12 protein-coding genes and 1 tRNA gene are annotated in these 11,143 nt (G+C 69.6%); 9 read left to right on the top strand and 4 right to left on the bottom strand.

What is annotated here, in order from left to right; genetic code table 11:
- Nucleotides 1–891, bottom strand: an 891-nt coding sequence (locus tag QR78_RS27815; RefSeq protein ID WP_048430859.1) for an NAD(P)H-dependent flavin oxidoreductase, incomplete at its 3' end; no start/stop codon positions are given.
- Between the two features lie 389 nt (nt 892–1,280).
- Here QR78_RS27815 and QR78_RS27810 point away from each other — a divergent pair.
- Both QR78_RS27810 and QR78_RS27805 read left to right on the top strand, forming a co-directional pair.
- Nucleotides 1,281–2,795 carry a DEAD/DEAH box helicase gene (locus QR78_RS27810; protein WP_048430860.1) on the top strand — a complete coding sequence of 505 codons (1,515 nt, stop codon included), beginning with the start codon at nt 1,281–1,283 and terminating at the stop codon, nt 2,793–2,795.
- Between the two features lie 935 nt (nt 2,796–3,730).
- The gene (locus QR78_RS27805) at nt 3,731–3,916 is read left to right on the top strand and encodes a YegP family protein (RefSeq protein ID WP_048430858.1); all 186 of its coding nucleotides are present in this window, start codon (nt 3,731–3,733) and stop codon (nt 3,914–3,916) included.
- Between the two features lie 15 nt (nt 3,917–3,931).
- Here QR78_RS27805 and QR78_RS27800 read toward each other — a convergent pair whose 3' ends face one another.
- Complete coding sequence (locus tag QR78_RS27800; protein ID WP_048430857.1) at nt 3,932–4,135, bottom strand: DUF2283 domain-containing protein; 204 nt, start codon at nt 4,133–4,135, stop codon at nt 3,932–3,934.
- The gene (locus QR78_RS27795; RefSeq protein WP_048430856.1) at nt 4,132–4,380 is read right to left on the bottom strand and encodes a DUF4258 domain-containing protein; all 249 of its coding nucleotides are present in this window, start codon (nt 4,378–4,380) and stop codon (nt 4,132–4,134) included. Before QR78_RS27795 ends, QR78_RS27800 begins: the two co-directional genes overlap by 4 nt.
- A 189-nt stretch (nt 4,381–4,569) precedes the next feature.
- On the opposite strand from QR78_RS27795, the gene QR78_RS27790 reads away from it, so the two are divergent.
- The 4 genes from QR78_RS27790 to trpS all read left to right on the top strand — a co-directional run bounded on the left by QR78_RS27790 (nt 4,570) and on the right by trpS (nt 8,072).
- Nucleotides 4,570–4,893 carry a hypothetical protein gene (locus QR78_RS27790; RefSeq protein ID WP_244276405.1) on the top strand — a complete coding sequence of 108 codons (324 nt, stop codon included), beginning with the start codon at nt 4,570–4,572 and terminating at the stop codon, nt 4,891–4,893.
- A 576-nt stretch (nt 4,894–5,469) separates the two neighbouring features.
- Nucleotides 5,470–6,123, top strand: a complete 654-nt coding sequence (locus QR78_RS27785) for a septation protein A (RefSeq protein ID WP_048430854.1) — start codon at nt 5,470–5,472, stop codon at nt 6,121–6,123.
- 56 nt (nt 6,124–6,179) lie between these two features.
- Nucleotides 6,180–6,929: an endonuclease III domain-containing protein gene (locus tag QR78_RS27780; protein ID WP_048430853.1), complete on the top strand. Its 750-nt coding sequence runs from the start codon at nt 6,180–6,182 to the stop codon at nt 6,927–6,929.
- Between the two features lie 102 nt (nt 6,930–7,031).
- On the top strand, nt 7,032–8,072 hold the full coding sequence (trpS, locus tag QR78_RS27775) for a tryptophan--tRNA ligase (protein WP_048430852.1): 1,041 nt from the start codon (nt 7,032–7,034) through the stop codon (nt 8,070–8,072).
- Nucleotides 8,073–8,375: 303 nt separating this feature from the next.
- Here trpS and QR78_RS34750 read toward each other — a convergent pair whose 3' ends face one another.
- Nucleotides 8,376–8,594, bottom strand: coding sequence for a hypothetical protein (locus QR78_RS34750; RefSeq protein ID WP_141657954.1), 219 nt, complete (start codon nt 8,592–8,594; stop codon nt 8,376–8,378).
- A 161-nt stretch (nt 8,595–8,755) separates the two neighbouring features.
- Between QR78_RS34750 and QR78_RS27770 the strand changes: the two genes are divergently transcribed.
- From QR78_RS27770 to QR78_RS27760, 3 genes are all read left to right on the top strand, one after another.
- A complete protein-coding gene (locus tag QR78_RS27770) occupies nt 8,756–9,463 on the top strand; it encodes a haloacid dehalogenase type II (protein WP_048430851.1) in 708 nt (235 codons plus the stop codon).
- 504 nt (nt 9,464–9,967) lie between these two features.
- Entirely contained in the window at nt 9,968–10,624 is a 657-nt protein-coding gene (locus QR78_RS27765; protein ID WP_048430850.1) for a metallophosphoesterase, read from the top strand.
- A gap of 153 nt (nt 10,625–10,777) precedes the next feature.
- Nucleotides 10,778–10,852 (top strand) — tRNA-Thr (locus tag QR78_RS27760).
- The last annotated feature ends 291 nt before the right edge of the window (nt 10,853–11,143 follow it).

The raw sequence follows: 11,143 nt of genomic DNA, 5'->3' as shown, positions 1-11,143 counted from the left end.
GACCGAGTACGTCGCGGCCGCCGCGGCGGCCGCGACGTACTCGGTCGCGAGGCTGCGGCCGGCGCGGCCGCTGAAGGCACGGGTCAGTCGTGTCTCCTCGGGGCGGGCCCGGCCGAGACCCTCCGCCCAGGCCGACGCGATGCCCGCTTCGGGGCAGCGCAGGAATCCGGTGCCGACCTGCACGGCGCTGGCGCCGAGCAGCAGGGCCGCCGCGGCCCCGCGGGCATCGGCGATGCCGCCGGTGGCGACGACCGGAATCGTCACCGCATCGACCACCGCCGGCAACAGCGCCATCAGGCCGACCGCCGCCATTTCGGCCCGCGCCGGATCGAAGCTGCCGCGATGCCCGCCGGCCTCGGCGCCCTGCGCCACCACGGCGTCGGCGCCGGCGGCCTCGGCGGCCAGCGCCTCCGCCACCGTCGTGACGGTGGCCCACCAGGCGATGCCGCTCGCCTTGAACCGCGCGACGAGGTCCGGCGGGTAGAGCCCCATGATCGAGGAGACGATTCGGGGCCGGGCCTGGATCACCGCCTCGCACTGCGCGAAGAAGTCCGGCGGCATCGCGTCGCCCGCCTCCGGCGCCACCGCGGGACCGAAGCCGCCCAGGAACGCCCGCAGGCGCGCCTCGTGCGCAGGGTCGCGGACGGGGGCGGGATCGGGAATCCACAGGTTGATCTGGAACGGGCCGGCCTCCCGCACCGCCTCGGCCCAGGCGAGGATCGCCGGGGGCTGCATCGGCAGCGCGCCGCAGGCGCCGAGGCCGCCCGCCCGCATCACCGCGAGCGAGAGCGCTGGCGGGCAGGCCCCGGCCATCGGCGCGAGCAGCACCGGCCGACGCAGGCCGTAGGTCGCCGCGAAGGCCTCGGCGCGGGCGAGGGCGGGATGCGTCACGGGCGGGCTCCGGGCAGGCGCACCCGGTGGGTGCTCCTCGGCAGCATCGGATCCCCCGCGGCGGCAGGCAAGCCCGCTGCCGGAGACGCGAGCCAAGCGTCCGGGGCAGGGGAGACCGTCGCGCACCGCGTCGCCTCCCGCGATTGACTTCGCACCCGCACAACGCCATATGGCGGATTGCAGCGTCAGCGGCCGATCGCGGTCCGCTCGAGAGGGCTGCGTGACGGATTTCGCCGCGGCACCTGCGCGGCAGGCCCGGCCCTCTCTTAATCGCTCGTCCCTCGGATCGCTCCATCACGCGGGCGGTCTCCTGACATCGGATCGCGATGAAGGCCGTGCCCCGTGCGCGCCTTGCGGCGATCCCGCTGCCAAAATTCAAGAAGATTCCTTTGACCCAGTTCACCGATTTCGGCCTCGCGGCGCCGATCCTGAAGGCGCTCGCCCAGGCCGGCTACGTCACGCCGACCCCGATCCAGGCGCAGGCGATCCCGCCCGCCATGCAGGGCAAGGACCTGTGCGGCATCGCCCAGACCGGCACCGGCAAGACCGCCTCCTTCGCGCTGCCGATCCTGCACCGCCTCGCCACCGAGAGCGCCGGGAAGCCCGCGCCGCGCCGCAGCTGCCGCGTGCTGGTGCTCGCGCCCACCCGCGAGCTCGCCAGCCAGATCGCCGACAGCTTCAAGGATTACGGCCAGTTCCTGAAGCTCACCACCACGGTGGTGTTCGGCGGCGTCACCATCGGCCGCCAGGAGCGGGCGCTGGCCAACGGCGTCGACGTGCTGGTCGCCACCCCGGGCCGGCTCCTCGACCTGATCGACCGCCGCTCGCTGACCCTCGACGGCGTCGAGTACCTCGTCCTCGACGAGGCCGACCAGATGCTCGACCTCGGCTTCATCCATGCGCTGAAGCGCATCGTGAAGCTGCTGCCGGCCCAGCGCCAGAGCCTCTTTTTCTCGGCCACCATGCCGAAGAACATCGCCGGGCTGGCCGACCAGTACCTGAAGAACCCGGTCCAGGTCGCGGTGACCCCGGTCGCCACCACCGCCGAGCGGGTCGACCAGAAGGTCGTCTTCGTGCCGACCGGCTCGAAGCAGTCGCTGCTGGCCACCATCCTGCGCGACGAGACCATCGACCGGGTGCTGGTCTTCACCCGCACCAAGCACGGCGCCGACCGCGTGGTGCGCGGCCTCGAGCGCGACGGCATCGGCTCGGCGGCGATCCACGGCAACAAGTCGCAGCCGCAGCGCGAGCGGGCGCTCGCCGCCTTCCGCGCCGGCACCTGCCGGGTGCTGGTGGCGACCGACATCGCCGCCCGCGGCATCGACGTCGACGGCGTGTCCCACGTCGTCAACTTCGACCTGCCGAACGTGCCGGAGGCCTACGTCCACCGCATCGGCCGCACCGCCCGCGCCGGCAAGGATGGCCTCGCCATCTCGTTCTGCAACGACGAGGAGAAGGCCTACCTGCGCGACATCGAGCGCCTGACCCGCCAGAAGGTGCCGGTGATGGCGATCCCCGAGGGCTTCGTGCCCCCGAGCCGCGAGGAGGCGGCGCAGGCTGTCGCGGAGGCCGAGCGCGACCGGCGCCAGCCCGGCTCGGGCCCGCGCGGCCAGCGTCCCGGGGGCGGCCGCCAGGGCCAGCAGCCCGGTGGGCGCCAGGGTCAGCCGGCGGGCCGTCAGGGCCAGCCGCGCCACGGCGCCGGCCGTCCGCAGGAGCACCGCGAGCCCCGCGCCAACGATGGGCGCGGCGGCCACGAGGGACGTCAGGGCCGGCCGCAGGGCCAGGGCCAGGGCCGTCCCCAGGGCGGCGGTCGCGCCGACGGCAACCGCCAGCAGCGTCCGGCGGGCGGCGGCGGCAACCGCGACGGCCGCGCGATCGGCTGGCTCGACCGCGCCCCGCGCTGAACGGCCTGATCCACGCTGAAGAGTGAGAAGCCCGCGCTCCGGACAGGAGCGCGGGCTTCTCGCATTCGGGGTCTTACTCTCGGCTCGCGTACACCCGACAGGACAGGAGGGCCCTCCCCATCCTGTCGCCTCTGCAGGACGCGGACGGTCAAGATGTCATCACGCTCGCCAGACGATGGCGTGCGTGCCGTCAGGACGACGGCGGGCGGGCGCAGCTCACGCCGCTCGCGCGCCATCCGCGGATGGACGACGAGACGCGGGCAGGCGCGAAACCGTCCCGCTTCCTGCACCTCTGCCCGAGCTCGACCCGTTTTCGGCGCGCCATGGTCGAAGAGGTCCGTGATGTCATCATCGGCCGGAAGAGTTGTCCGGCAGGTCATCGACCGGGATCGATCATGGTGTCCCGATCGTCGCTGCCAGCCTCGCCCGGCCGAGCCGGCGGACATCGTCCGGCATGCGGTCGCTGATGCCGATTCGCAGATCGGCATCCACCGGGGCCTGCGATTCGCCGAGCTTGCCGACATGCTCCCGATCGCGCCCGATGAGGTCGTGTACCGGGAGCATCGTCCGACGAAGCGGATGCCGGTTCGTCGCGGACAATGCGGCCAGATCACAAGGCCTGGAGAGCGTCGCGATGGCAACGCGATCGTCAAGTGCTCTCGTCGCTCGCATTGCCGTAGCGCCCGGCGCGCGTCCGAGTCTTCACCCGGCCCTTCGAGGGATCGGGTCGCGAGATGGTCATGGTCGCCGACTCGGCCGCGGCGTATCCGGGACGATGGCAAAGACGGCCAGACAGCCGGCGGAGGAAAGCCCCGGCGCTCGTCTGACGGCGAGGCATGGATCGTGCGGTCCGCGATCCGGTGTCGATTCGCTCTGGGCGACACGCGGATGGGACCCCATCTCCAGCCTTCGACTCAGCGAGGCAGGAGACGCCGATGCGCTTCGAACTCTATCGCGACGGCAAGGGCGAGTGGCGCTGGCGCCTGCGGGCCGAGAACGGCGAGGTGGTGGCCGATTCGGGGGAGGGCTACGTCCGTCGCGAGGATTGCGAGCACGGCATCGCGCTCGTGAAGGGCGCGACCAACGCCCGGGTGGTCGACATGACGCTCAAGATCGCCTGAGAACGGGGCTCGATCTCAAGCCGCCTCGGGTCTGAAATTCTTGATATCGGCCCCCGCCGCAAGGGCGGCGGACGCGTCAAGGATCTCCAGGGCGACGAGGCGACCGTCAGCGTCGAAGTCGAGGATCAGGCCGGGCTTGACTTCCTCGCTCTCCGCGACGGCGGCCTCGGCGAAGCGCACGTAGAGCGCATCGGCTTCGTCGTCGTAACGCAGCTTCACGTCGTACGCCTCCTTCGGTCCAAGAATGCCGTGACGATGATGCAGCCGTCGGGCTCGGGCCGGTATACCACACAAAGGACCCGACCGTCGCGCTCGGGTATCGCCGTGAAAGCGCGCAGGAGAGTGGGATCTCGCGCATCCTGCTCCAACTGATCAGGGTGGAGGATCGTCCGTTCGACCCAGCCGGTATCCAAGCCCCGCTCCTCCATCACGGTTCGGGAGTGGCGTGTGTAGGTGAAGCGCATGCGTCGATCGTCCCCGGGTGGCACAAGCCGTCGATCGATCCTAGCAACGGGTCGTTAATCTTTGCGCAACGCATTTCCTTCACGCGCCACACCGTCGGTCCGACACGCAACGCTTTCCCGCCCCCGCGCGTTTCAGCCGTCCATGCCTCGACCGAGAGGCGACCGCCTCTCTCGGGAGGCCCTTTCGCAATGAGTAGGACCGACGACGTGCTGAAGACCGTGATTCTGGCGGCCGGACTGATCCTGGGCGGGGCTGCCGCCATGCCGCAGGGCGCCAGCGCCGCTCCGCTGAGCGAGACCGCCGCCCCGGCGGCGACCTCCGCGCCGATCGCCTGGGCGCAGTACGGCTATTACGGCCGTCATCGTCATTGGGGCCCGCGCGGCTACGGCTATGGCTACCGCCGCCATTTCGGCCCGCGCTACGGCTTCCGCGGCCCGCGCCATTTCGGGCATCGCCATTGGGGCCACCGCGGCTACGGCTACGGCCCGCGCGGCTACTATCGGGGTTTCTGAGTGAGGTGATCGGCTGCTGAGCGGAACAGCTTCGTCCGCCGGCAGACACGCAGCGGGCTCTCTTGCGAACAGCAGGAGAGCCTCTTCGCCATACTGAAATATATAGCCTTAATTATTACAATATTTCTGAGCGCGATAATCATCAGAAGATTCAGGGCAGAACCACAAATATTATAATCGCCTCATCCGCAGCGACGACTCCACCCGATTCCAAAGACAGGAATATGATCCGCCGCCGTTTGAGGTCACGGCCATCGTGCCTGACTGCGCCGGATGCGCACACATCGCTGAGCAGAGCCCGATTCGAATGCCAGGCGAACGATGTTCGCGGCAGGACGTGATGCCGGTCCAGAGTGTTACGTGACGCCTGGGCAGACCATGTGCCCGAACGCGGCGGCCTGCGAGCATCGCCGCCCGGCGCCCGCCGCCGGGGAGTGAGCCGGAGGTCGCGGGGGGATGGAAGACTCGGCCGCACCGGTCTATGGCCTCGCCTCCCGTTGCGTGCGGCACCGAGCGGACCCACCTGCCTGGAGGATGCCGCTCCCGCGCGCGAGACAAGGACGTCGCCCCCGCCCCATGCAGATCGAAGCCGTCCCGCCCCAGGCCCACCTGCCGCCCCTTGCCAAGCTCGCCCTGGAACTCGGCCCTCTCGGGGTCTTCTTCTTCGGCAACGCCTACGCGGAAAAATTCGGCTTCGCCGCCGACCAGCGCCTGTTCGTGGCGACCGGGCTGTTCATCGCCGCGACCCTGGTGGCGCTCGCGGTCCACTACGCCTGGGTGCGGCGGCTGCCGATCATGCCGCTCGTCTCCGGCGTCGTCGTGGTGGTGTTCGGCGGCCTGACGCTGCTCCTGCGCGACGAGGTGTTCATCAAGCTCAAGCCCACCATCGTGAACAGCCTGTTCGGGGCGGTGCTCCTCGGCGGCCTCGCCTTCGGCCGGCCGCTGCTGGCCTTGGTGCTCGACAGCGTGTTCGATCTCACGCAGGAGGGGTGGCGCAAGCTCACCTTCCGCTGGGGCCTGTTCTTCTTCTTCCTCGCCGCGGTGAACGAGGTGGTATGGCGCACCCAGACCACGGACTTCTGGGTCAGCTTCAAGGTGTTCGGCATCATGCCGCTCACCATCGCCTTCGCGCTCGCCCAGACGCCGCTCCTGCTGCGCTACGAGCGCAAGAAGGACGACGCCAAGTCGGACGAGACCAAAGCGGAAGGGACGACCTCGGACCACGCCTGAACGAGACGCGGTGCCGCAGCCGGAACGGGCGCCCCACTTCGGGGATTCATCCCGTCATGAGCACCGCGCCCAAAGATCTCGCCGAGACGCCCATGGCCGAGAAGGCCCTGGCCATCCACCGCCGCCTGTGCGGGGTCTATGGCTGCCCGATCCCCTACTTCCACGATCTCGACCCGGTGAGCGAGCTGATCTCCTCGCTCCTGTCGCACCGGACCCGCAACGCCGATTCGGGCCGCGCCTTCAAGGCGCTCAGGGCGCGCTTCAACGACTGGGATTCGCTCGTCACCGCGCCGACCGAGGAGGTCCAGGCGCTGATCGCGGGCGTGACCTGGCCCGAGTTGAAGGCGCCGCGGATCCAGGCGGTTCTGCGCGCGGTGCAGGCCCGGGCCGGGAGCCTCGATCTGGCTTTTCTCCGCGACATGCCGGTGGCCGAGGCCCGGTCCTGGCTCGAGGAAATTCCCGGCATCGGGCCGAAGACCGGCGCGGCGGTCCTCTCGTTCAGCGACCTGCGGATGCCGGCGCTCCCGGTAGACAGCCACCACCACCGCGTGGCGCAGCGCACCGGGCTCATCGGCCCCAAGGTCGATGTCGGCCCCGCCCACGCGATCCTGCGGGCGCAGCTGCCGGCGGACTGGGACGCGCAGAAGCTCTACGACAACCACGAGATCCTGATGCTGCACGGGCAGCGCTGCTGCTTCCACCGCAACCCCGCCTGCGGGGCTTGCGCCGTGCTCGATCTCTGCCCGACGGGCCAGGCCCGGACGGAGAGCCGCAGGCCCGATCGCACGGCCGCGCTCCACCCCTGATCGGGCTGCTTGACCCCCCTCCCGGAACGGTCCAGAACGCCGCGCCCGCGGGAGTGTGACAGCCCTCGGCCAGGGACCGCCCCAGGGGACGACGAACTCACGATGCCCGCGTTCAAGGAACTGGTCTTCTCCGGCGTCCAGCCGACCGGAAACCTGCACCTCGGCAACTATCTCGGCGCGATCAAGCGCTTCGTCGCCATGCAGGCGCAGTTCGACTGCCTGTACTGCGTCGTCGACCTGCACGCGATCACGGTGTGGCAGGACCCGGCCGAGCTGACGCGCCAGATCCGCGAGGTCACGGCGGCGTTCCTGGCGGCGGGCATCGATCCGGCCCGCTCGGTGGTGTTCAACCAGAGCCAGGTGCCGCAGCACGCGGAGCTGGCCTGGATCTTCAACTGCGTCGCCCGCCTCGGCTGGCTCAACCGCATGACGCAGTTCAAGGAGAAGGCCGGCAAGGACCGGGAGAACGCCAGCGTCGGCCTCTACGACTATCCCGTGCTGATGGCGGCCGACATCCTGGCCTACCGCGCCACCCACGTCCCGGTGGGCGAGGATCAGAAGCAGCACCTCGAACTGACCCGCGACATCGCCCAGAAGTTCAACAACGACTTCGCGGGAGCGATCGCGGAACAGGGCCACGGCGAGGCGTTCTTCCCGATCACCGAGCCGCTGATCGGCGGGCCGGCCGCCCGGGTGATGTCCTTGCGCGACGGCACCAAGAAGATGTCGAAGTCGGACCCGTCCGACTATTCGCGCATCAACCTCACCGACGATTCCGACGGCATCGCCACGAAGGTGCGCAAGGCCAAGACCGACGCCGAGCCGCTTCCCTCCGAGACCGCCGGCCTCGAGAAGCGGCCGGAGGCCGACAACCTCGTCGGCATCTTCGCGGCCCTCAACGACGTGAGCCGGGAGGACGTGCTGCGCGAGTATGGCGGCGCGCAGTTCTCGGCCTTCAAGGGCGCGCTGGTCGATCTGGCGGTGGCCAAGCTCGGGCCGATCGGCGCCGAGATGAAGCGCCTCGTCGCCGATCCGGGCCATATCGATGCGGTGCTGGCCGACGGCGCGGCGCGGGCGGAGGCGATCGCCGCCCCCAACATCGCGGCGGTCAAGGACATCGTCGGGTTCGTGCGTCGGCGCTGACGCCGGTCGCTACCCTCGACGGGATTGGCCCTCTCCATGGCCGCTCGGACGTGAAAGCCCGATCCGGGGCGTCCGGCGGCCGTCGGGTGCGCCGGCTCCTGCCGCTCGCCCCACCGCATGGAAACGGCGTCGACGATCATATCCGTTCGGTACTTTACGGAATATCTCGACCGATCGTCGGATATCTGACAATCACTGCCGCATCCGAGCAGCTACAGCTCTCTCAAGTCAGGGCGCAAGCCATGGCGGCGAGAATATCTCTCCATAGTTTCATCTTGTACGTGTAGACGCAAAAAATTATTCTCACATCTTGCCGCTGGCCTTCAGCTGTGTCAGCCGAGTAACGGCCCGGTCGGCCGAATCATCCCGCTGCACATCCTGTGCCCATTCCTCGATCAGGGTGGGGCGGGACCGCGACTTTTGTCTCAGATTTTCGATCTCATCCCTCAGGATGGTGTTCCGGGGGGCATCCCGATGCTCGGACGATGCAGGTGATTTGCGGCGACTCGACATGGCCGGCATGCTCTGCGGGCGTCGTTAACGAGAGGTAAATTTCACCTCGATCACGGCGTTCGTCCGGTCCCGCTCACTCGAAGGTGATGGACGGCATCCGGCACCCTTGAAGCGGGCCGGGCGGGACCGATAACCCGGAACGACAGAAACCGACCCGGGAGGCGGTCCGCATGGCGATCCAGGCCCTCATCTTCGACGTCTTCGGCACCCTGCTCGACTGGCACGGCGGCGTCGCCCGGGAGGCGGCACGGATCCTGGCACCGTTCCGGCCCGACCTCGACGGTGGCGCGTTCGCCCGGGCCTGGCGCGACCGCTACCAGCCCGGCATGGAGCCGATCCGCCAGGGCGCCCGCCCCTATACCGACCTCGATACCCTGCATGCCGAGAGCCTGGAGAGCGTGCTGGCGGGCCTGAATCTCGCCGACTCGGTGCCGGACGCGGCGAGGCACGACCTGGTTCTCTCCTGGCACCGCCTCGATGCCTGGCCCGAGGTGCCCGACGCCCTGGCGCGCCTTCGCGAAAAATACGTGCTCGCGCCCTGCTCCAACGCCCATGTGCGCCTCGCCATCGCGCATGCCCGCCGCAACCGGCTGCCCTGGGACGCGGTGCTCGGGGCGGAATTCGCTCAGGACTACAAGCCGAAGCCCGCCGTCTACCTGCGCGCCGTCGAGGCGCTGCGGTTGCAGCCCGGCGAGGTGATGATGGTGGCGGCGCACTCGTCGGACCTCGCCGCGGCGGCCGCCTGCGGGCTCGCGACCGCCCATGTCGCCCGGCCCGGCGAGAGCGGCCCGGGCACCGGCGAGCCGGCTCCCCTGGTGCCGGTGGACGTGGCGGCCGCCGACCTCGCCGATCTGGCAGGGAAGCTCGGTTGCGGGTGATCGCTCGACGGCGGAGACCCGCCACCTGCCGGGGGCTGCCGAGGCGGCACCCTGGTCGGAAGCCGACGATTGTTCGACGCAGGAGCATCTCGTGGTGCGAAGGCCGGCTCTCCGGGGTGCCGGTTACGGCGCGACGAAGGCCCGTCAGATGCATGGGCCCGGATCGCTCGCCCGGTCGGACAGCATGGCGGCGCAGGTCGAGCCGGGCGGTCGTTCGCCTCGGCGGCCCTGCCGTCCCTCCGGCGTAGACCGTCCGGCCGATTTGTCGCCACCAAGCGCAAGAGCCACAAGACCGAAGAAGGCAAGGTCGCAACGCTCGATACTCGACTCAGTAGAAATTTGCCCGATTGACCGGGACTTGAGACGATCGACAATTCAGATGATCCAGAGAATCCCGATCTCTGTCCCCTCCGTCCCAACCCGGCGCTGACGCGTCGACAACGGCAAAGTCCTGACGCTTGGGTCCTGCTCCCGCGTGCCGACTCGCAGAACCGATGGCGTCTCATGGATGAGCTCACTTACGCCATCGGCGACGTCCACGGCTGCGCCGGCGCGCTGGAAAGCCTTCTCGGCCTGATCGCGGCACGTGGCGCGGGCCGGCTGCGGCTGGTCTTTCTCGGCGACTGCATCGACAAGGGTCCCGAGAGCGCCCGCGCCGTCGCCATGGTCCGGGAGACGCAGGAGCGGGCCCCCGACGCGGTGGTGTGCCTGATGGGCAACCGGGAATCCGCGCTGCTGCGGGCCGCGCACGACCCGCGCCGGGCCGCGTCCTGGATCACGACCGGGGGCAACCGGACCCTCGCCTCCGACGGCGTCGCGCGGGTCGCGGACCGGCCGGCAACGGCGATGGGCTGGATCGCCGGCTTGCGGACGGTGCACGAGGACCGCTTGCGCGACTATGTCCATGCCGGTTTCCGGCCCGGGCGGCCCGGCATCGATCCGAGCGTGCGGGCCCGCCTGTGGATCCGCGAACCGTTCCTGTCCGTCGACGACGATTTCGGCAAGCACGTCGTCCACGGGCATACGCCGTGCTACGAGGGCGTACCCGGATGCCACCCCTCCCGCACCAACCTCGACACCGCGCCGTTGCGGACCGGGCGCCTGACCGCGGCCGTCTTCGACCAGACGACAACCGGGCCGATCGCCTTCCTGCAATCCTGACGGGCGGGAAAGCGGCGCTTTCTGCGCCGGATTTTATGCCTTGACGAAGCCCCGGCCAGGGGTTCTATAGACCCGCCCGTCGCGCGCCTCCTGCGCGCGGGCATGAAAAGCTTGCAGATCAAAGACTTGGCAACCAAGGACCTGCAGGCTCCCGCCGGTGTAGCACAGCGGTAGTGCAGCGGTTTTGTAAACCGAAGGTCGGGGGTTCGATCCCCTCCGCCGGCACCAACTAACTCTCTGGAAAGTCGATAGAACAGGCCAGTCAGGGACGTCTTTGGACGCACCTGAGCCCCTATCGCGACGACACAAAATCCGGCACATTCTGTTCCGCAGACGTTCTGCTCGCCCTTCGAGGGGGAGCCGATCCGGCCCCGAGGCGTAAAATCGGGGCCGCACAAAACACGGCACAGCATGACCACCATCCCCGACACCGTCCTCTCCTGGTCCCGCGGCCTCGCCAGCCTCTCCCCGGGCGTCGTCCCGTGCCGCGGGCTTCGACCCGATGAGTGGCGCGAGACC

It is taken from the genome of Methylobacterium indicum (genome assembly GCF_001043895.1).
Taxonomy (GTDB): Bacteria; Pseudomonadota; Alphaproteobacteria; order Rhizobiales; family Beijerinckiaceae; genus Methylobacterium; species Methylobacterium indicum.
This window is presented reverse-complemented; position numbering and strand designations above follow the sequence as displayed.

What these genes read in the sequence shown, in the direction of transcription:
- QR78_RS27765 (WP_048430850.1), top strand. Translation starts at nt 9,968, where the DNA reads ATGGATGAGCTCACTTACGCCATCGGCGACGTCCACGGCTGCGCCGGC.
- QR78_RS27780 (WP_048430853.1), top strand. Translation starts at nt 6,180, where the DNA reads ATGAGCACCGCGCCCAAAGATCTCGCCGAGACGCCCATGGCCGAGAAG.
- QR78_RS27805 (WP_048430858.1), top strand. Translation starts at nt 3,731, where the DNA reads ATGCGCTTCGAACTCTATCGCGACGGCAAGGGCGAGTGGCGCTGGCGC.
- QR78_RS27795 (WP_048430856.1), bottom strand. Translation starts at nt 4,380, where the DNA reads ATGCGCTTCACCTACACACGCCACTCCCGAACCGTGATGGAGGAGCGG.
- QR78_RS27770 (WP_048430851.1), top strand. Translation starts at nt 8,756, where the DNA reads ATGGCGATCCAGGCCCTCATCTTCGACGTCTTCGGCACCCTGCTCGAC.
- QR78_RS27790 (WP_244276405.1), top strand. Translation starts at nt 4,570, where the DNA reads ATGAGTAGGACCGACGACGTGCTGAAGACCGTGATTCTGGCGGCCGGA.
- QR78_RS27785 (WP_048430854.1), top strand. Translation starts at nt 5,470, where the DNA reads ATGCAGATCGAAGCCGTCCCGCCCCAGGCCCACCTGCCGCCCCTTGCC.
- trpS (WP_048430852.1), top strand. Translation starts at nt 7,032, where the DNA reads ATGCCCGCGTTCAAGGAACTGGTCTTCTCCGGCGTCCAGCCGACCGGA.
- QR78_RS34750 (WP_141657954.1), bottom strand. Translation starts at nt 8,594, where the DNA reads ATGCCGGCCATGTCGAGTCGCCGCAAATCACCTGCATCGTCCGAGCAT.